Annotated in this window: 24 protein-coding genes and 1 riboswitch; of the genes, 10 read left to right on the top strand and 14 right to left on the bottom strand. The window is 65.1% G+C overall.

The window, feature by feature from the left end; genetic code table 11:
* Positions 1–277: 277 nt before the first annotated feature.
* Positions 278–670, top strand: coding sequence for a thioesterase family protein (locus I6F09_RS36415; protein ID WP_036009365.1), 393 nt, complete (start codon positions 278–280; stop codon positions 668–670).
* 18 nt (positions 671–688) lie between these two features.
* Here I6F09_RS36415 and I6F09_RS36410 read toward each other — a convergent pair whose 3' ends face one another.
* From I6F09_RS36410 to I6F09_RS36400, 3 genes are all read right to left on the bottom strand, one after another.
* Positions 689–2,050, bottom strand: a complete 1,362-nt coding sequence (locus I6F09_RS36410) for a flagellar biosynthesis protein FlgA (protein WP_225190159.1) — start codon at positions 2,048–2,050, stop codon at positions 689–691.
* Between the two features lie 67 nt (positions 2,051–2,117).
* Complete coding sequence (gene proC / locus I6F09_RS36405) at positions 2,118–2,942, bottom strand: pyrroline-5-carboxylate reductase (protein ID WP_225190158.1); 825 nt, start codon at positions 2,940–2,942, stop codon at positions 2,118–2,120.
* 196 nt (positions 2,943–3,138) lie between these two features.
* Positions 3,139–3,639, bottom strand: a complete 501-nt coding sequence (locus tag I6F09_RS36400; protein WP_036009392.1) for a YbjN domain-containing protein — start codon at positions 3,637–3,639, stop codon at positions 3,139–3,141.
* Positions 3,640–4,071: 432 nt separating this feature from the next.
* Positions 4,072–4,230, top strand: a riboswitch (FMN riboswitch).
* A 78-nt stretch (positions 4,231–4,308) separates the two neighbouring features.
* Between I6F09_RS36400 and I6F09_RS36395 the strand changes: the two genes are divergently transcribed.
* The gene (locus I6F09_RS36395) at positions 4,309–4,866 is read left to right on the top strand and encodes a 6,7-dimethyl-8-ribityllumazine synthase (RefSeq protein ID WP_036027167.1); all 558 of its coding nucleotides are present in this window, start codon (positions 4,309–4,311) and stop codon (positions 4,864–4,866) included.
* 123 nt (positions 4,867–4,989) lie between these two features.
* On the opposite strand, the gene I6F09_RS36390 is transcribed toward I6F09_RS36395, so the two are convergent.
* The 5 genes from I6F09_RS36390 to lgt form a co-directional block, all read right to left on the bottom strand.
* Entirely contained in the window at positions 4,990–5,943 is a 954-nt protein-coding gene (locus I6F09_RS36390; RefSeq protein WP_036009398.1) for a ribose-phosphate pyrophosphokinase, read from the bottom strand.
* A 194-nt stretch (positions 5,944–6,137) separates the two neighbouring features.
* The gene (locus tag I6F09_RS36385; protein WP_225140470.1) at positions 6,138–6,755 is read right to left on the bottom strand and encodes a hypothetical protein; all 618 of its coding nucleotides are present in this window, start codon (positions 6,753–6,755) and stop codon (positions 6,138–6,140) included.
* Between the two features lie 187 nt (positions 6,756–6,942).
* Complete coding sequence (gene pgeF / locus I6F09_RS36380) at positions 6,943–7,710, bottom strand: peptidoglycan editing factor PgeF (RefSeq protein ID WP_225151012.1); 768 nt, start codon at positions 7,708–7,710, stop codon at positions 6,943–6,945.
* Complete coding sequence (locus I6F09_RS36375; protein ID WP_225157365.1) at positions 7,707–8,825, bottom strand: SAM-dependent methyltransferase; 1,119 nt, start codon at positions 8,823–8,825, stop codon at positions 7,707–7,709. Before I6F09_RS36375 ends, pgeF begins: the two co-directional genes overlap by 4 nt.
* 20 nt (positions 8,826–8,845) lie before the next feature.
* Entirely contained in the window at positions 8,846–9,691 is an 846-nt protein-coding gene (gene lgt / locus I6F09_RS36370) for a prolipoprotein diacylglyceryl transferase (RefSeq protein WP_036027175.1), read from the bottom strand.
* A 198-nt stretch (positions 9,692–9,889) separates the two neighbouring features.
* On the opposite strand from lgt, the gene I6F09_RS36365 reads away from it, so the two are divergent.
* From I6F09_RS36365 to ychF, 4 genes are all read left to right on the top strand, one after another.
* The gene (locus tag I6F09_RS36365; RefSeq protein WP_057027684.1) at positions 9,890–10,153 is read left to right on the top strand and encodes an accessory factor UbiK family protein; all 264 of its coding nucleotides are present in this window, start codon (positions 9,890–9,892) and stop codon (positions 10,151–10,153) included.
* A gap of 311 nt (positions 10,154–10,464) precedes the next feature.
* Positions 10,465–11,181 carry a 50S ribosomal protein L25/general stress protein Ctc gene (locus I6F09_RS36360; protein ID WP_057027685.1) on the top strand — a complete coding sequence of 239 codons (717 nt, stop codon included), beginning with the start codon at positions 10,465–10,467 and terminating at the stop codon, positions 11,179–11,181.
* Between the two features lie 58 nt (positions 11,182–11,239).
* Positions 11,240–11,845, top strand: a complete 606-nt coding sequence (gene pth / locus I6F09_RS36355; RefSeq protein ID WP_225190157.1) for an aminoacyl-tRNA hydrolase — start codon at positions 11,240–11,242, stop codon at positions 11,843–11,845.
* A 123-nt stretch (positions 11,846–11,968) separates the two neighbouring features.
* Positions 11,969–13,066: a redox-regulated ATPase YchF gene (gene ychF / locus I6F09_RS36350; RefSeq protein ID WP_225190156.1), complete on the top strand. Its 1,098-nt coding sequence runs from the start codon at positions 11,969–11,971 to the stop codon at positions 13,064–13,066.
* 114 nt (positions 13,067–13,180) lie between these two features.
* Here the strand turns inward: ychF and I6F09_RS36345 are convergent, their stop codons facing one another.
* On the bottom strand, positions 13,181–13,477 hold the full coding sequence (locus I6F09_RS36345; RefSeq protein ID WP_018648333.1) for a DUF4282 domain-containing protein: 297 nt from the start codon (positions 13,475–13,477) through the stop codon (positions 13,181–13,183).
* A 179-nt stretch (positions 13,478–13,656) separates the two neighbouring features.
* On the opposite strand from I6F09_RS36345, the gene I6F09_RS36340 reads away from it, so the two are divergent.
* The 3 genes from I6F09_RS36340 (at position 13,657) to I6F09_RS36330 (ending at position 14,932) form a co-directional block, all read left to right on the top strand.
* Complete coding sequence (locus I6F09_RS36340; protein ID WP_225190155.1) at positions 13,657–14,109, top strand: MaoC family dehydratase; 453 nt, start codon at positions 13,657–13,659, stop codon at positions 14,107–14,109.
* Complete coding sequence (locus I6F09_RS36335) at positions 14,109–14,588, top strand: MaoC family dehydratase (RefSeq protein WP_225190154.1); 480 nt, start codon at positions 14,109–14,111, stop codon at positions 14,586–14,588. Before I6F09_RS36340 ends, I6F09_RS36335 begins: the two co-directional genes overlap by 1 nt.
* Before the next feature lie 197 nt (positions 14,589–14,785).
* Complete coding sequence (locus I6F09_RS36330; protein WP_036009412.1) at positions 14,786–14,932, top strand: hypothetical protein; 147 nt, start codon at positions 14,786–14,788, stop codon at positions 14,930–14,932.
* Positions 14,933–14,970: 38 nt separating this feature from the next.
* Here the strand turns inward: I6F09_RS36330 and I6F09_RS36325 are convergent, their stop codons facing one another.
* The 5 genes from I6F09_RS36325 to I6F09_RS36305 form a co-directional block, all read right to left on the bottom strand.
* On the bottom strand, positions 14,971–15,108 hold the full coding sequence (locus I6F09_RS36325) for a hypothetical protein (protein WP_007614812.1): 138 nt from the start codon (positions 15,106–15,108) through the stop codon (positions 14,971–14,973).
* A gap of 328 nt (positions 15,109–15,436) precedes the next feature.
* The gene (locus tag I6F09_RS36320; protein ID WP_036009414.1) at positions 15,437–15,859 is read right to left on the bottom strand and encodes a hypothetical protein; all 423 of its coding nucleotides are present in this window, start codon (positions 15,857–15,859) and stop codon (positions 15,437–15,439) included.
* Between the two features lie 217 nt (positions 15,860–16,076).
* A complete protein-coding gene (locus I6F09_RS36315; protein WP_225115005.1) occupies positions 16,077–16,985 on the bottom strand; it encodes a hypothetical protein in 909 nt (302 codons plus the stop codon).
* A 371-nt stretch (positions 16,986–17,356) separates the two neighbouring features.
* Positions 17,357–17,797, bottom strand: a complete 441-nt coding sequence (locus I6F09_RS36310) for a nuclear transport factor 2 family protein (protein WP_036009417.1) — start codon at positions 17,795–17,797, stop codon at positions 17,357–17,359.
* 200 nt (positions 17,798–17,997) lie between these two features.
* Entirely contained in the window at positions 17,998–18,438 is a 441-nt protein-coding gene (locus tag I6F09_RS36305; protein WP_036009420.1) for a nuclear transport factor 2 family protein, read from the bottom strand.
* A gap of 346 nt (positions 18,439–18,784) precedes the next feature.
* Here I6F09_RS36305 and I6F09_RS36300 point away from each other — a divergent pair, with 346 nt between their 5' ends.
* Positions 18,785–19,171 (top strand): hypothetical protein, encoded by a 387-nt coding sequence (locus tag I6F09_RS36300; RefSeq protein WP_036009422.1) that lies wholly within the window; start codon positions 18,785–18,787, stop codon positions 19,169–19,171.
* Positions 19,172–19,223: the final 52 nt, after the last annotated feature.

Raw genomic sequence — 19,223 nt, 5'->3', positions numbered from 1 at the left:
GACAACATCGCGGCACCCCCGTCCAAACCATGGAGTGCAGCAATAGGAAGCACACAGACTCCCGATTCTGGAATCCCCGCGGCGGACCCGAGTCAATCCGTCGCACCAGATATGTGCATGCCCTAGCGCGAAGGCGGGGACCCATAACCACAGGGAGTGGTATTGGGCCAGCTGGTAACTCCGAGCCTTCGCCAAACTTGATCCTGTGGTTATGGGTCCCGGATCTGCGCGCGCTTAAGGCGCGCTTGTCCGGGACGACACTGAGTGTAAGGGGTCCATGGACGCACGCGACTTCATCACAACAGGCATGAGCGCCGAGCGCACGCTGGTGGTCCCGGTGGAGCGCACCGTCGGGCATTTCGTGTCAGGCATGCCTTTTGTCTACGCGACGCCGATGATGATCCTGGAGATGGAGATGGCATCGGGTGATGCGATCCGCTCAGCGCTTCAGCCGGGCTGGGTCACTGTCGGTACCGAGGTCGACATCCGCCATCTTGCCGCCGCGCTCGTCGGTGCGACCGTGCGGACCACTGCAAAGGTGGTCGCGGTCGAGCGCCGCGTCATTCGCTTCGAGGTTGAGGCATTCGAGGGCCCGCGCAAGCTCGGCGAAGGCCGCCACGCCCGCGGGCTCGTCAATGTCGAGATGTTCAACAAGCGGCTCGGGGCTTAACGCGGCTGTGGATTTCGCCTAATCCACCTTCCGCGCTTTTGGAGACGAATACGACGTTTCCTGCTCCCTGCGGAGACGCACGGCAGACAGCCTCTCGTCAATCGCCACATCCGCCCAGGTGATGCAGGTGTCTTTGGCTACCGCCTTGGTCAATCGCACATTGTGCGCAAGCCCGAGTGGCAGATAGCGCTTTTCAAGGGAGATGCTGGCGGGCGTCAGTTTGCCGAAGACGGTGTAGCCGCCTTCTCCGTCGAGCATGTCTCCCTCGCGCAAGTCCTTCTTGGCTGTGGCAGCAACATCGGCGTTGAACGTCGTGGCGACGCCTGTCGCCTCATTGCGCAGAGCGATCGAGGCAACTGAAATTCCAAGCTCCAGCCCTATGAGATGCCACTTCTTGTAGGAGCTCATGTAACGACCGCTCGGATCGGTGACGACGCTGTATTCCTGGAAACAGTTGCGGATGTAATCGCTGTCGCCTTCGAAACAGACCCACACGCCCTTGCGGATGTCGTTGGGGATGGGCCTGCCTTCGGCCGTCAGGCAGGATACGACCTCGACCCGGCCCTTGGATTCCAGGATGCCGCCCTCCGAACGGGGGCGCATCAGCGTGGGGATGTCGTCGACCGATCCCGGTGGGAATGCAAGGCCATGCGAGGGCGCCTCCAGGCCGGTTGCGTTCGCGATCGCGGCAGATTCAATCGCAGGCTTGGAGCCGTCGAGGAACGCGTTGAACATTTTTGGATTCATGCCCCCGCGCGCAGCTTGCTCTGCAGACAATCCCCAGTGATCCCAGACCGTTTCGGGCGTCGATTCCCGGTAATGCGGCAGCCATTTGTGGCCACGGCCCGCTGCCACGACGGGAAAACCGCAGGCCCTCGCCCAATCTACGAGGTCGCAAGCGAGAGCCGGCTGATCGCCATAGGCCAGGCTGTAGATCACGCCGGCCTGCCTGGCTCTCTGCGCGAGGATCGGTCCGCAGAAGGCGTCGGCTTCGACGGTCACGTTGATGACGGCCTTGCCTGCAGAAAAGGCGCCGAGGCAGTGCTCGACCGCCGCGACAGGATTGCCGGTGCACTCTGCGATCACCTCGATGCCTTCGCACTTCACAAGCGCTTCCCAGTCGTCGGTCAGGAAGGTCGTGCCGTACTTGAGAGCATCCCCGAGTGAGGTCGCGGCGAACTGCTCCGGGCGCCACCCCACCCGGTACAGGTTTTCGCGGGCACGCGATGGGGACAGGTCAGCAATTCCAACGAGATGGACGCCCGGCGTACGCAGGACTTGATGGAGATACATTGCGCCGAACTTGCCCGCCCCGATCAGTCCGATTTTGATGGGGCGCCGCTCGGCCTGTCGTTCGAGAAGTTTCGCGTAGAGGTTCACGATTGCTCTCCCTATCGGCAACGACCGGGATCGCCGCGCATTCGGCCGCCGAAGCGCTCTGATCCGTCTACTTCGCCAATTCCTTCGACCGCTGCGTGGCCGCGGCGATGGCGCGGATCATGAGTTCGCGCAGGCCCGGCTCGCCCATCAGCACACTGAGCGCGGCGGCCGTGGTGCCGCCGGGCGAGGTGACGTTCTGGCGCAGGGCGCTGGACGGCAGCTCCGACTGGTGCAGCAGCTCGCCGGAGCCGGCGACGGTCTCGCGGGCGAGCTTGGTCGCCAGCACCTCCGGCAATCCCGCTTCGACGCCGGCGCGGGCGAGCTCTTCGGCGAGCAGGAACACATAGGCCGGGCCCGAGCCGGACACGGCGGTGACCGCATCCATCAAGCCTTCGTCCTCGACCCATTCGACCGAGCCGGTGGCGCGCAGCAGCGCATCCGCCACCGCGCGCTGCGCGGCGCTGACGTTGTTCGCGGCAACAGCGACGGTGATGCCGCGGCCGATCGCTGCCGGCGTGTTCGGCATCGCGCGCACCACGGCGCCGCCACAGACCTCTTGGAGCGCGGCGATCGTGGTGCCCGCCATGATCGAGACCACCGACGTCTTTTCCGAGACGAACGGCTTCAGCCTGGCGCCGGCCTCGCGGAACATCTGCGGCTTCACCGCCACGACCAGCGTCTCGACGGCGCCGGCGGCGCTTACATCAGGATTGAGCACGACGCCCTTGGCGGCCAGCGCGGAGATCTCGGGCGCAATGTGCGGCTCGATCACCGCGACGCGGCGCGGATCGAGCCCGCCCGAAAGCCATCCGGTCAGCATCGCGCCGCCCATCTTGCCGGCGCCGGCGAGCAGGATGGTGCCGGTGACGTTTTGGAGGGTGCTGTTCGCCATCGGTGTCGCCAAATAGTCGGTGTCGTCCCCGCGAAGGCGGGGACCCATAACCACAGGCCGTTCTAATGGACGGAGGGCAGAGCAACAAGCGTTGTGCCACAAGCGAAATCACGCGGTCTGGATCCCGGATCTGCCCGCGCTTTGGGCGCGCTTGTCCGGGATGACGTGGGCACGGAGCGTTGGCTCCCTTACGGCCCTACGCCTCGCCCACCGTATCGAACATTGCCGCGTCCATCGCCTCCGCCGTGCTCTTGCCGGCCCACACCACGAACTGGAACGCCGGGAAGTAGCGCTCGCAGGCATGAATGGCGCCGGCGAGCATGACCTCGCATTGCGCCGGCGAGGCGGTGAGGCCCCCCGGCAGCACCAGGGCCTGGCGGTGCATCACCATGCCGGTGGTGGTCCACAGGTCGAAATGGCCGACCCACAGCTGTTCGTTCACGGCGGCAACGAGCCGCTGCACCTCGCCGCGGCGCGCGGGCGGAATCTTCATGTCGAAGGCGCAGGCCAGATGCAGCGCCTCGATCTCGCCCATCCAGGTGAAGGAGAGCTGGTAGTCGGTCCATTGTCCCTTGGAGACAATCGTGAGCTCGTCCTCGCCGGAGCGTTCGAACGGCCAGTTGTTGCTGGCGGCGATGTCCTCGACCACCGCGAGCGGATGGTTTCTGGAATCGATAGTGCCTTCGAGCAGGGACATGCCGTCTCGACCTCTTGCCTTCTTGTTGTCTTTGATACGCACGCGGTTGGGCCCGGCGCGCACTCCCTAAACGTCGCTGCGGCGTCCCTCGGATCAGCCTTTGCAATCCCCTCGGAGTCGCTGTTGCGATCCCTCGGATCAGCGCAGGCCTGTCGCGGATCAAGTGATGTGATTTGCGGAATCTGCGCAACGGGGTCGCGAGTCCGTCCACAAGCCAGGACTCGTTCGTCCACAGCTCATCTCCGCCACAATTCTTAACGGACGAGAACAAACCGGAATCGGATTCGGCAAAAAAGCTCGCCGCAAATTCCGTGAGGCGAGGGCCGGACCGCCGTGCGGGCATGGGACCATGCGCTTGGCCCATGCGGAACATGCTTGCCGCGACTGCCCGGCGGCGGCATATTTCCTGATAGGCCGTTCATCCCGGACGGCCGATGTTCTCAGGGCGGGGTGAAAGTCCCCACCGGCGGTAAGGGCCGAACGGCCCAAGCCCGCGAGCGCCTTCCGCGAGGGCTATCCCGAACGGAAGGGTCAGCAGATTCGGTGCAACTCCGAAGCCGACGGTTAAAGTCCGGATGAAAGAGAACGGTCGCTGGCAGACGCATCGAGACGATGCGGCTGTTTGTCGTTCCGTGTGCCCTGATTCTGGTCCTTAAACCGAGGAAAGCCATGAATCAGATGCTGCAAGACCCCCAAACCGAAACGTCCCAAACGCCGCCGCCGGTTCCCGTGGATCCGGCCCCTGCGCATCCGCGCTTCGCGAAGCCGCAGCGGGTGGCCTTCGTGCAGGCCTGCTGGCACCGCGACGTGGTCGCGGAAGCCCGCATCGCCTTCATGAAGGAGGCGGAAGCCCGCCACCTCACCCATGTCGACGTGTTCGAGGTGCCGGGCTCGTTCGAGATCCCGCTGCACGCGCAGGTCCTCGCCAAGACGCGGCGCTACACCGCGATCGTCGCGGCCGGTCTCGTCGTCGACGGCGGCATCTACCGCCACGAATTCGTCGCCGACACCGTGATCAAGGCGCTAATGGACGTGCAGCTGCGGACGGAGGTGCCGGTGTTCTCGGCCGTGCTGACGCCGCAGCAATTCCACGAGACCGAGGTGCACTACGATTTCTTCCGCAAGCACTTTGCGATCAAGGGCGTCGAAGTCGCGACCGCCTGCGCGGAGACGTTGCACGGCCTGGAGCGCCTGCGCGGCCAGGTCGCGGCGGGGATCGTGGGGTAGGCAATGGTCATTCCGGGGCGCGCGCAGCGCGAGCCCGGAATCCATTGATCGACACGGATTGCTGCAAGATGGATTCCGGGTTCGGCGGTGACGCGCCGCCCGGAATGACGGTGCTAGATCAAATCAGTCGAACAGGCTCGACACCGATTCTTCCGCCGCCGTGCGCGCGATCGCATCCGAGATCAGGCTGGCGATCGGCAGGGTGCGGATGTTCGGCGCCTTGGTCACCGCGTCGGTCGGCAGGATCGAATCGGTGATCACCAGCTCCTTCAGCCTGGAGCCGGCGATGCGCGCCGCCGCGCCGCCGGAGAGCACGCCGTGGGTGATGTAGGCGTAGACGTCCTTGGCGCCCTTGGCGAGCAGCGCATCGGCCGCGTTCACCAGCGTGCCGCCGGAATCGACGATGTCGTCGACGAGGATGCAGGTGTGGCCGGAGACGTCGCCGATCACGTTCATGACCTCGGATTCACCCGGGCGCTCGCGGCGCTTGTCGACGATCGCGAGCGGGGTGTTGATGCGCTTGGCGAGGCCGCGCGCGCGGGCGACGCCGCCGACGTCGGGCGAGACCACCATCGTCTTGGTCAGGTCGAACTTGTCCTTGATGTCGCGCACCATCAGCGGCGCGGCGAACAGGTTGTCGGTCGGGATGTCGAAGAAGCCCTGGATCTGGCCGGCATGCAGGTCGAGCGTCATGACGCGGTCGACGCCGGCCTGCGTGATCATGTTGGCGACGAGCTTGGCCGAGATCGGCGTGCGCGAGCCTGATTTACGGTCCTGCCTTGCGTAGCCGAAATAGGGCAGCACTGCGGTGATGCGGCGCGCCGAGGAGCGGCGCAGCGCGTCGGTGATGATGAGCAATTCCATCAAATGGTCGTTGGCGGGGAACGAGGTCGACTGGATGACGAAGGCATCCGAGCCGCGGACGTTCTCCTGGATCTCGACGAAGATCTCCATGTCGGCGAAGCGCCGCACCACCGCCTTGGTCAGCGGCAGGTCGAGCCCTTGCGCGATCGCCTGGGCGAGGGCCGGATTGGAGTTGCCGGCGACGAGCTTGATGGAGCCGTTTTTGGCCGACATGGACGCTTCCTCCCGCGCTTTGCTGGATACGACCTTCAACATCTGAGAATACCCGCTGGCAGCACGGTTACGACGGGCGAGGAAATATCAGGCGGAAGGCCGCAATGGCAACCCGGGATGCTACGTTTTCCCTTCGAAAATCCTGAGTCGGGCCAACGGCTTGGCCGCAAGTTGAGGCCGTGGTTTAGCGGGGGTTATTGCTCGGCATAGCCGAGCGCTGATGCCGGCATGTCCTGCGCGGGAGCGTCCTTGACGACGCTGGCCACCGCCGGTCCCCGCAATGCCGGAGCCGCGCCGGGTGCATCCGGCGTTCCGTTGATCATGTTGGAAAGTCCGCTGAATCCGGCCTGGGCGATCTTCCGCAGCACGAGGTCGTCGGCAGCCGACCACGCGTCGCGCCCGCCCTTGGCCGAGGTCGGTTCCTCGCCGGAGAGACGCAGCGCGCGCTGCTGGTTGGCGTCGTAGACGTCCCAGACCCAGGCGATCACGGTCTTGCCGCGCACCACCTGGGCGGAGAGGTAGCTGCGCACGCGATAGGCAGCCGTACCTTCGCGGGAGACCACGGACAGGCTGCGCAGCTTGGATTCGCTGTCGAGCACGCCGACCATGCGGTCGAACACTTGCGGAGGTGGCCCGTCGATCGATTCGAAGGCGATAGTGGCCCCGCTGCCGGCGCTCGGCGCCATCGCATAGGAATTGGCGGCACTGCCGCCGCCGCCGGCGCAGCCGCCCAGCGCGGCCGCCGCCACCAGCAGCATGACCGCCAGCACGCGCGAACCCGCGCGGCGGAAGATGAATGACGCGTCCCTCATTATGGAAGGCAGCGATATCGTTAAAATCGATTAAGGTCTAGGGCAGGCGCGACACATCCCCACTGTCATTCCGGGGGCGATGCGCAAGCATCGAACCCGGAATCCATTTCGCCGCGTGAATTGCCGCACGATGGATTCCGGGTTCTCGCTTCGCGAGCCCCGGAATGACACGGGGTTGCCCCTGTGTTCACCCATCCAGCGCAATCGCGTGAACGTGACGGCCGTAATCCGGCTCCTTGCGATGGACCGAACGCCGATAGCTGAAGAAGCGCTCGTCGGCGTAAGTATCGAGGCCGAGATCGTCGATCATCAGGATGCCTGCGGCCTCGAGCCGCTTGCGGATGTAGCCGGCGAGATCGAACATCGCGTGGCCCTCGCGCACCGAGGGGATGAAGAACACAGTGTTCTCGGCATCCTGTTCGATGAAGCGCGCGACGAACTCGTTGCCGACCTCGTAGCTGTCCTGGCGGATCAAGGGGCCGATCGCGGCGATGATGCCGCCGCGCGTGGCGCCGAGCTGCTCCATCGCCGCGATGGTGGAATCCAGCACGCCCGTCAGTGCGCCCTTCCACCCCGCATGCGCGCCACCGATCACGCGCGCCTGGGGATCGACGAACAGCACCGGCCCGCAATCGGCGGTGGAGACGCCGAGCGCGATGCCTGGCGTCTTCGTCACCAGCGCATCGCCCTTCGGCCGTGGCCCGCTCGGCCACGGTGCCTCGGCAACCAGCACGTCGGGCGAATGGATCTGGTGCAGGCTGAGGAAGCGCTCGGGCGCAACGCCGACATGCTCGGCCATGCGGCGCCGGTTCTCGGCGACCAGGGTCTGATCGTCGTTGGAGCCGAGCCCGCCGTTCAGCGCGGAATAAATGCCGCCGGAGACGCCGCCTTCGCGGGTGAAGAAGGCATGGCGCAGGCCGGGCACGGCCGACAGCAGCGACGAAGCTATCGTCATGAGGCCTCTCCTGTCTGTTCGAGATCGCTGAGGCCGGCAAGGCTTGCCAGCCGCGGCTCCGAGATGCCGAGCACCTTGAACATCGAGCCCATGCCGCCACGCCCGGTATCGGTCAGGCGCCTGAGCGCCACCGAAATGTCGGTGGCGACGTCGGGCGCTGCTTTCTGCATCAAGGCGGCGGCGCGGGTGTCGATGCCGATCCGCTTGAGGAAGTCGCCTTGCGTCACCGGCCCATGCACGCGCGCGCCGACATCCTCGGCCGCGCGCGCCAGCGCCTGGAAATCGACATGGGCGGTGACGTCGGCCTGGCCCGGCGCCTTCAAGGGATCGGCGAAGGTGTGGCGCGCAATCGCCTGGAACGTGTCGCCGGCGTCGCTGCGGAGGTGGCCGTAATCGATGATCAGCGCCGCGCCGTCCTGGTCGCGCACGCGCGTGGCAAGCTTCATGATCTCGCCGTCGGGGCGCCACTCGAACACGGCGCCGATGGGGGCGGCGCGTACCAGGGGCGGCAGCAGCACGTCGAAGCGAGGCGTCGGCTCCGGCGCCGCGCCGAACTGAAGCTTGCCGTTGGGATCGATCTCGATCACGCGCTCGTGCCAGCCGTTCTCGAGCCGGACCATCTGGTGAATCGGCAGCACGTCGAAATATTCGTTGGCGAGGATGATGCTCGGGCCCTCCGGCACCTCGTCGATGCTGTCGTGCCAGGCGATGTTGCGCACGTTGGCGAGCGTCGCGCTCTGCCGGTCCCGCAACACGGGATTGACCTCGACCATGTGGATGTGGAGCGCCTGGTAGAGCGGGGGCAGCACGCGGAGCGCGCGCAGCGCATCCGCCATCATGGTGCCACGGCCGGGGCCGAGCTCGATCAGCCGCAGGAACTGCGGCGAGCCCATCTGCTTCCAGACCGAGGCGGTCCACAACCCCAAGAGCTCGCCGAACATCTGGCTGACTTCGGGCGCCGTGGTGAAGTCGCCCTCGCGCCCGAGCGGATCGCGCGAGACGTAATAGCCGTAGCGCGGATGCATCAGGCACAGTTCCATGTACCGCCAGACCGGCATGGGCCCGGAGGATTTGATCAGCGCCTTGATCTCGTTGAGCAGCGGCTGGTCGGTCACGGCGATTTTCTCGAAATGAATTAACGAATGGCCTGGACGGGCGTCGGCGCACCGCGCCTCACTGCCAATACAATAAGAATGAGGCCGACGATAAGCATCGGGATCGACAGCAGCATGCCCATGGTTAATCCGCCCCAGAGGAAACCGAGCTGCGCGTCCGGCTCGCGGAAATGCTCGCCGGCGATGCGGGCCAGACCATAGACCAGGATGAAGGCGCCGAGGATCATGCCGGGGCGCTTCAAGGCACCGAACCGGATCATGATCGCGAGCACCGTGAACAGCAGGATGCCCTCCATGCCGGCTTGGTAGAGCTGGCTCGGATGCCGCGGCAGTTGCGTCGGATCGTTGGGGAAGATGATCGCCCAGGGCAGGGTCGGGTCGGTGGCGCGGCCCCACAATTCGCCGTTGATGAAATTGGCGATGCGTCCGAGCAACAGCCCGACCGGGGCGACCGCGGTGGTGATGTCGCCGAGCGACAGGATCGAGATGCCATTGCGCCAGGCGAACCACATCACCGCGACGACGCAGCCGAGGAAGCCGCCGTGGAACGACATCCCGCCCTCCCACAACTTAAAGATCGCGGCGGGATGATCGATGAAGAAGGGCAGGTTGTAGAACAGCACGTAGCCGGCGCGGCCCCCCACGATGATGCCGAGCGTGACCCACAGGATGAAGTCGTCGATCTGAAGCAGCGAGATCGGCGCGGGTCCGCCCCACAGGCGTTCGCTCTTCAGCAGCGCGCGGGCATAAAGCCAGCCGAACACGATGCCGCAGATATAGGCCAAGGCATACCATTTGATCGCGAACGGACCGATCTCGAGCGCGATCGGGTTGAAGGCGGGGAAGTCGATGAGCAGAAACGGCATCGCGCCTTCTGTGTCCAAGCGGGATCGCGGCGGTCGGCGCCGGCAGACGCCCCGTGATTCCTCTTATGCAGGGACGTTGAATACGATTGCAAGGAAACCGGCGCATGACAAGGATACCGCCGCTTCGCTCTTGAACCGGCCCCGTCGGATTGCCATTGTCATTCTGCGTGTTCGCGCAAAGTTTATCGGAGGCCCACAATGACCCAGACCAACAACCGGTTTTTCGACGAGATCGGCCGCCTGATGAACGACGCCGCCGGTGCTGCCCAGGGCGTCAAGCGCGAGTTCGATTCCGTGATGCGCAGCCAGGCCGAAAAATTCCTGCGCGACATGGACCTCGTCAAGCGCGAGGAGTTCGAGGCGGTCAAGGACATGGCGCGCCTTGCGCGTGAGGAGAACGAAGCCCTGAAGGCGCGGCTCGCAGCGCTGGAGGCGAAGCTCGGGGGGACCCCGACGTCGTAAAGCGCGGTCTCTTACCCTCCCCTGGAGGGGGAGGGTCGGCGCGTAGCGCCGGGGTGGGGTGATCTCTCCACTCGGGCACGCCTCGATCGAGAGACTGTCACCCCACCCCGGCTCACGTTTTGCTACGCTCGATATGAGCCGATCCTCCCCCTCCAAGGGAGGGTACCAGCCCATTCTCCTTGTCATTTCCGCAGCTTCCGGGTAAAAGCCCGCCACGTCCGCGGCCCCCGCACCCCTGGAGGCTTGCTGTGGACCATGCCATGGGCCGCCTTGCGGCCCATTAACTTTTGCAAAAACAAGGACTTAACGACATGGCGACGACCGTCAAGGAATTGAAGGCGACCGCGCGTCCGAAGAGCGGCAAGGGGGCCGCCCGGGCTGAGCGTCGCGCCGGGCGAGTGCCCGGAGTGATCTACGGCAACAACCAGCCCCCGCTGACGATCTCGATCGAGGATCGTGAACTGCGCCAGCGCATCCTTGCCGGCCGGTTCCTGACCACGCTGGTCGACATCGACCTCGAGGGCAAGAAGCACCGCGTCATTCCGCGCGACTACCACCTCGACCCGGTCAAGGACTTCCCGATCCATGTCGACTTCATGCGGCTGGGCGAAGGCGCCACCATCCGCATCAGCGTTCCCCTGCACGTGGTGAAGGCGGAAACCTCGCCGGGCGTGAAGCGCGGCGGCACCGTCAACATCGTCGCGCACGCGATCGAGCTCGAATGCGGCGTCGAGAGCATCCCGCAATACATCGAGGCCGATGTCGGCTCGCTCGAGATCGGTCACTCCCTGCATCTGGCCGACGTCAAGCTGCCGGCCGGCGTCAAGGCGCTGACCCGCGAGGACGCGACCCTCGTCACCATCGTGCCGCCGTCCGGTTACGCCGAAGAGCAGAAGGCCGCTGCTGCGGCTGCCGCTGCTGGTGCGGCCCCGGGCGCTGCGGCTGCTCCGGCCGCTGGTGCTGCGGCTCCGGCTGCTGCTCCTGCCGCTGCTGCCAAGGCTCCCGCCGGCGGCGACAAGAAGAAGTAATCTCTCGAAGCTGGCGCGCGGTCCTTGACCGTGCGCCGAGCGGGGGGCGCGCCGCGTCATGCGACTCTTTGTTGGGCTCGGCAATCCCGGCGCGAAATACGCACGTAACCGGCACAATATCGGCTTCATGGCCGTCGACGAGATCGCGCGGCGTCATGGTTTTGCGCCGTGGCGCCGCCGCTTTCAGGGCGAGACCTCGGAAGGTGCGCTCGGCACCGAGCGCGTGATCCTGCTCAAGCCCACGACCTACATGAACGAGTCCGGACGCAGCGTTCAGGAAGCGGCGAGCTTCTTCAAGATCGCCGCGGGCGACACCACCGTGTTCCACGACGAGCTCGAGCTGCCGCCAGGCAAGGTGCGGGTGAAGATCGGCGGCGGCATTGCCGGCCACAACGGCCTGCGCTCGATCTCGGCGCATATCGGCAACGATTATCGCCGCGTGCGCCTCGGCATCGGTCATCCCGGCGTCAAGGAGCTGGTGCACGGCCATGTGCTGTCGGACTTCGCCAAGGCCGACAACGAATGGGTGACGACGCTCTGCGACGCGGTGGCCGAGCACGCCGCACTGCTTGCCAAGGGCACGGACGCAACCTTCGCCAACAGGGTACATCTGGCCATGCAGGCGAAGGGGTTTTTGACCAAGGACGAGAACGGCAAGGAATAGCACCTGTCATCGCCGGACTTGATCCGGCGATCCATCCTTCGAAGACGATGGATGCGCGGATCAAGCCCGCGCATGACGAGTTCGAAAGACATTTGCGCGCGAAGCGCGGAGGCCAGGACCACCATGGGATTCAAATGCGGGATCGTCGGATTGCCCAATGTCGGCAAGTCGACCTTGTTCAATGCGCTGACCGAGACGGCCGCGGCGCAGGCCGCGAACTATCCGTTCTGCACCATCGAGCCGAATGTCGGCGAGGTCGCCGTGCCCGATCCCAGGCTCGACAAGCTCGCGGCCATCGCCAAGTCGGGCCAGATCATCCCGACCCGGCTGACCTTCGTCGACATCGCCGGCCTCGTGCGCGGCGCCTCCAAGGGTGAAGGCCTCGGCAACCAGTTCCTGGCCAATATCCGCGAGGTCGACGCCATCGCGCATGTCGTGCGCTGCTTTGAAGACTCCGACATCACCCATGTCGAGGGCAAGATCGCCCCGCTCGCGGACATCGAGACCATCGAGACCGAACTGATGCTCGCCGACCTCGACAGCCTCGAGAAGCGCGTCGACAACCTCACCAAGAAGGCCAAGGGCAACGACAAGGACGCCAAGGAGCAGCTCGATCTCGTGGGCCGCACCCTGGTGCTCCTGCGCGAGGGCAAGCCCGCGCGCCTCGTCGAGCGCAAGGCGGAGGAGGAGCGGGCCTTCTCGATGCTCGGCCTGCTGTCGTCAAAGCCCGTGCTCTACGTCTGCAACGTCGAGGAAGGCTCGGCCGCGACAGGCAACGCCTTCTCCAAGGCGGTCGAGGAGCAGGCGGCGAAGGAGGGCGCGGTCGCCGTCGTCATCTCCGCCAAGATCGAATCCGAGATCGCCACCATCTCGCGTGACGAGCGCGCCGACTTCCTGGAGACCTTGGGCCTCGAAGAGGCCGGTCTCGATCGCCTGATCCGCGCCGGCTACACTTTGCTCGATCTCATCACCTACTTCACCGTGGGCCCGAAGGAAGCGCGCGCCTGGACCATCTATCGCGGCACCAAGGCGCCGGCGGCGGCCGGCGTGATCCACACCGATTTCGAGAAGGGCTTTATCCGCGCCGAGACCATCGCCTACGATGACTACGTCGCGCTCGGCGGCGAAGCCGGCGCGCGCGATGCCGGCAAGCTTCGCCTCGAAGGCAAGGACTACGTCGTCGCCGATGGCGACGTGATGCATTTCAGGTTCAATACGTAGGAGCTGGTCATTCCGGGGCGCGCGAAGCGCGAGCCCGGAATCCATCTATACGCTTGTTCTGTGGCTCAATGGATTCCGGGCTCGCCTCTTCGAGGCGCCCCGGAATGACGGGAATCACCGCATCCCCCCGCCCTGGTCCCTGATCGCGCCGAGATGCTCGTTGATGCGGAAGACGATCAGGATCAGCTCCGCGACGATGCGCGAGAACACGATGCCGACCACGACGCTGGCGATCGACGACAGCAGCACCAGGAAGCCGCCGAATGGGCTGATCGCCATCGCGGCCAACCCTGAGAAGATGCCGGAGAGCCCGAACAGGCAGATCAGCGCGATCACCAGCCAGTAGAAGGTCTTGATGATCGTCGGCGTGATGAAGCGGTCCCACTGGAACAGGTCGCTGAATGAGAACATTGCTCTCCCCAAGGCAAATCGCAAGGCAAATCGGGACTTCAAATCGGGCTTCGGCCGTCGATCGATCCGACTCAAATCAACGCCGATCTCAAGTATGTAGCACGAGCCATGCGGGCCGGCGGGTTGAGATTGCCGCAAAGTGCGGCCACAATCTGTCATTCCCGCAAAGCTTTCCCGAGATGACCCTGACCTTCGAAGATTTCCCGCCTGGCCGGTTCGGAACGTTCGGCCCGCGCCACGTCACCCGCGACGAGATATTGGCCTTTGCCGCCGAGTTCGATCCGCAGCCGATGCACCTCGACGAGGCGGCAGCAGCTGAGAGCATGCTGCGCGGCCTGTCCGGTTCGGGCTGGCACCTGTGCTCGCTGATGATGCGGCTGATGGCCGACGGCTTCATCACGCGCGCCGCGTCACTGGGATCTCCCGGCGTCGACGAGGTGCGCTGGCTGTCGCCACTGCGGCCCGGCGACGATCTCACGCTCGACGTCGATGTCCTGGAGGCGCGGGCCTCGAAGAGCCGACCTGAGCTCGGCATTGTCAAGTTCAAATGCACCGCGCGCAATGCGGCGGGGCAGGCGCTCGCCGAGATGACCTCGCCGATCCTGATCAAGCGGCGCGAGGGAGCGGCCTGATGCGGTTCTTCGAAGACATCGCGATCGGTCAGCGCCGCGAGATCGGCGCCTATACGTTCACGGCGGAAAAGATCAAGACCTTCGCCGCCAAGTTCGATCCGCAACGCTTTCACCTCGACGAGGAGGAGGGCAAGAACTCGCTGTTCGGCGGGCTCGCGGCCTCGGGCTGGCATGTCGGCTCGGCCTGCATGAGCCTGCTTGTCGCCGACGGCCAGCGCCTGGCACGCGAGGCCGCCTCGCGCGGCGAGGAGGTCGCGGTGTGGGGCCCGTCGCCGGGCTTTCGCGACCTGCGCTGGATCAGGCCGGTGCTCGCCGGCGACACCGTCGCTTACGTCAATGAAGTCATCGACAAGCGCGCCTCCGCCTCCCGTCCCGGCTGGGGCATTTTGACGGCCCGCACCACCGGCACCAACCAGCGCGGCGAGGAGGTCTATTCCATCACCGCCTCCGCCTTCGTGCCGCTGCGCAAGGTCGGTTAGATCTGTTCCAAGATGAACGGGCAAATGAGTGCGCGAGTGTTGCCCGCGCGCTATGGACGCGATTCCGGGTGGCTGCCATAAGCCTGCGCAACATGGTTACGGCGAAGCAGTTTCGCGGAACCAGTCAGTTGCTAACTAATTATGAACCTGTCGCTGTCTATTTGAAACGAATAGGCAGACGACAGGGGACGAGGACCATGGCTGATCGCGGCGCACTCAAATTTGTTGGATTCATCTTCGCGACCGCGACGCTGGCCGTGATGCTGGTCGCGGGCATGGTGGCGAAGGGCTACGCCGATGGCGCCTACACGCTGGAAGCCTCGACCGCGGAAGCGGCCCGGTAAGAATTCGTTAACGATCGCGGCCGGCATCCGGCCGCAGCTCAGCGGCTATAGACGAACGCCAGGATGGCGATCGCAACCGCCAGCAGCCCGACAAAGCGCAGCATGATCGTGCCGAATTGATTCGGCGCGGGCCGCAACGGGATCGGGTCCGTGGTGTCGGGCCGAATGCTTTCCATCTGAAATGTCCCCCTGAGCCCGGCCGTAGCTGCACGGGCGCTTGGCGTTGGTCGCCGGGGTGGGCCGGAGGGTTCAATGGTGGCCGTTGGCCGCGCCACATTCTCCGCTGTCATGCCCCGGCTTGTCCGGGGCATCCAGTACGCCGCGGCCCATCGATTCAATCACCGGCGCTGGTGGAATACTGGATCACCCGCCCCTGTGCGCAATTGCGCACTAGGCGGGTGATGACACCTGTGTTGGAGAAACGGCTGCGTGACCCACCAACAAATCAAAACCGCCGCGCTCCCTTCCGGAACGCGGCGGCCAATGATGCGTTCGTGCCGGCGATCAGCTGTTGCGCAGGCCGTCGGCGGCGCGCTTCCACTGCGCGACGTTGTCGGCGATCATGCGGGTCGACTTCATCGCGGCCTGGCTGAGCTGGGCGTAGCCGGAGATCTCGCGCTGGACGCGCTGGCCTTCGGCGTGGAGCAGGTCGCGCAGGCTCTCGAGCTCGGAGATCAAATTCTCGATCTCGGCGAGCGAGGTGCCGGCGACGCGCTGGATCAGCGAGTTGACGTTGTTGACGGTGGCTTCCGCGCTCGGGTCGAGCGGCGGGGCGTCGGTGGTGGTCGCTGCCGGACGACGCAGATAGGCGATGTCGTTGCGGACGAAGTCGCGGATGCCGGCTTCGACCTCGGTCACGGCGGCGAGGTTGGTGTCGACCGTCTCGGTCTCGGTGGCTTCGATCTTTTCGGGACGCATGGCGTTCATCGTTATTCCCCTGTTCGCGTTGAGCGCAGCGCGAGTGTCCCCCGCACGACGACGTCTGTGAGGCAGGCTGCATCAGGGCGTCCGATTTTGACCGCAAATGGGCCAAGATGCGGCAAGGCCGGACCATTCGGGGGTTTTGCCGTGGCGTATGGTTAGGGAAGGGTGAATGCTGCCGCGGTGATGGCCTTCTCCCCGCAGGCGGGCAGAGGCGCCGGCCTCACCAGCTCTTCTTGAAGCCCGCCGTCACGCTCTTGTTCAGCGTGCCTTGCGAGGTTTCACCGACCGAGCCGGAAACCGTGACGTTGTCGAACAGCTTCTGCTCGGCGCCGAGCTTGCGCAGCCATTTGTCGTCGGTGGTCGACAGCGTCTGGCCCGCAATGATGCTGGTGCCGGTGTCGGTCGCGGTGACCTTGGCGCTCTGGTCGGTCTCGTAATTGCGCGTGACGTGGCCGCCGATGCCGGGGACCGCGCTGGTGCCCTGCTGGTTGACGCTGTAGCCGTTCTGCAGCGTCAGGGAGGTGTCGCCCGACAGCGGCACCGATTTGGTCAGCGACGCCCCGATCTTGCTGTGCTCGGCGCCGGGATCGACCCTGGCTTCCACCGCGGTCTTGTCCCAGATCGCGCCCGCACCCGGCGCGGTCGCCGTCGCCCAGGCGCTGCCCGAGGATTGCGGCAGGCTGCCGCCGTTGGTGGCCTTCTGCGCCAGCAGCTCGGACATCGTCCTGGGCTCGCTCGCCAGCGTCATGTCGGCGCCGACTCGGGTATCCCAGAACGAGGATACCGATTGCTTCACGGTCACTGCCGACGAGCCGTTGGCATTCGGGTTCGACGACCAGTCGAGGCCTTCCCTGGCGGCGGCCTGGGCGCGCTTCTTGGCGGCCATCGGGTCGATGCCGGTCCCGGCATCGACCGCGAGCTGGCTCCAGTCGAGCTTGTCGACGTCGATGCCCTTCATGATGTCGGGATCATTGACGTCGGGGGCTTCGGCCGCCTCGGCCTCGTCGTCGGATGCGGGTGCGGAGAAGGGCGGAATGATCTGTGCCTGTAACGTCAGCACCGAGCCCAAGATGAATGCGGCCGCCAGCAACGGCAGCCTGGTCCAGCCAAACCCTGTCGAGAATTCCATCGTCCTGCCCACGAACCCCAGCGCATGCTGTCCGCCCCACTATAGCGGTTGCAATGACCATGCGCCATTCCGGCGCTGAAAGTGCCGGTTTATCGTTGCGGAATTGTGGCGGTTCGCAAGGGGGGCGAACCAACGGGCCGCGCGAAAGGCGCGCGCCCGATGACAGGTTCGTGATGCGACGGCATCCGGCGGGGCTGGAGGCCAGGACGTCGCGATCGCCTCGTCATCGGTCCCGAACAGCGGGGCCCGTTGGCGTCCCCCCTGAAGCGCGATGATCATCATCGCGCTTCAGGTTGTTGTTTGCGCATGATCTTCTCGGAAAACCGCTTCGTACTTTGCGCTAACGCGGCCCCTCAGAGCCGGATCATGCGTTAGCCGACGCTGGTCATCTTCGGCAGATGAATGGCGCGGCCGAGTGCCTGCTCGACCAGGTCGAAGGTGTCGATCAGCACCCGCATGCTGATCAGCTTGCCGGCCCTGAACTGGGCGAACTGCGCCACGCGCAGGCTGATCGGCTTGTTGGAATCCAGCGCCGTCAGCGAATAGCGCACCATCGAGGCGGCGGAATCCACGCCCAGCATGATGCTCTCGCGGTCGAAGCGGCGGACCTGGAAATTGTCGGCGAGCTGGCGGATGACGTCGAGCACGGCATCCTTGCCCTGGCGCGCGCCGAGGAACGGAAACATGTCGATCGGGCCGTAGAGCGCCCACTCGACGTCCTCGTCGATCAGGGCCTCGATATCCCTAAAATCCCGGTCGTTGATCGCGCGGTGCAACGCACGCGAGAAACGCCAGAGGCTGTGCTCTGTCATTTGGGGCAGTCCTGAAGCTGGCTTTACGGAAAAAAACGGCAAACAACCCCATGCGCACCAAGGCGCCAGGGCTCAACTCATTTGTATACGAACAAATTAGCAGATTTCGGCCAAAACGCAATTCACGTTTTCGCAATGCACACTTGAACGGGTTTTGTGAGATTTACAATACAACCCCGTAATTGTCCGGGTCCCGGCGCTCAGTCCGCCCCGGCAATCAGCGGCCCGATCTCCCGTTCCAGCACCTGCTGCACCAGGTCGTAGGAATCGATGATCTCGCGCATCTCCGCCACCAGTCCGCCGCGAAACGTGTAGAACACCGCCATGTCGAACTGCACGATGCGGTCGTTGCTGCGCTTCTTGAAAAAAGCGTTCATGTAGGTCGCGACGGCCTCGCCCTCGGCGACGATATGCGGCGTCTTGTAACGAACCTCCGAATAGCGCGACCAGACCGTCTGCCACAACTCGCGCAGCTCCTGCTTGCCCTGGCGCGGCACCAAATGCGGCAGCACGTCGATCGGCGCGTGGGTGAGGAAATAGACGTCGTCGGTGCAGCAGGCCAGCGCCGTCTCGATATCGCCGCGCGCGAAGGCATCGAGCAGGTGCACGACGCGTTGGCGATTCAGCTGCTCCACCGTCATTCCCGCCCGCTCTCCTTGGTCTTGTGCCTTTTGCAAGCCTAGCGCGTGGTCTCACGCCGGCGCAATCCGCAAGATCACAGGGATGTTTGCAGAGGTTTTGACGTGCGAGCGCAATGCCCGGTTCATGGGGTTCGCGGCGTCTTCGGCTGCTTGGTGTGCAAGCCCGCGTGGACGAACCCGCAAAGCCGCGCGCCGGGAACATAGGCGGCCCGCTCTCGTGCGCCGAAGCTTGGGTGAACGTGGAGGGGAGAGACGCAGCCGGCATCGCCGGCCTGCGTGATCCATCTCACGTCGCGCCTGTCCAGACGCCGCTACCGTCATCCCCAAGTCATCAGGGAGACGTGCCATGGCCACCATCGCCGCCACGAGAAAGTCCCGCCTGCATAACGCGCTCGAAGGCCTCGCGCTGACCGCGACCCTGCAGAGCTTCCCGACCTTCGCCACTGCGGCCTTCCTGCTCAAGCTCATCGGCAACCACGACCTCGTCGGCGATCCCGGCGTCGCCATCTTCGTCGCCTTCGCCTCGTTCACCCACGCCCTGATCGCCGTGACCCTCGGCCCGAGCTTCCCGCACCTGTTCAAGACCGTCTACGAGCCGAAATTCTTCGAGGCCCATCTGTCGCTCTCCGACAAGATCACGGCATGGCGCACCCAGCCCGTCGCCTCGCTGCAACTGGTGACGATCGTGCTGCTGCTGTCGGTGATGGCCGTGGTGGCGGCGAGCGTGGGGTGAGGGGGTAACCACGAACGTCGCCGATAAACCTACGCGTCTACCTCTTCTTCCA

The sequence above is a fragment of the Bradyrhizobium sp. IC3195 genome (assembly GCF_020193585.1).
GTDB classification, from domain to species: domain Bacteria; phylum Pseudomonadota; class Alphaproteobacteria; order Rhizobiales; family Xanthobacteraceae; genus Bradyrhizobium; species Bradyrhizobium yuanmingense.
This window is presented reverse-complemented; position numbering and strand designations above follow the sequence as displayed.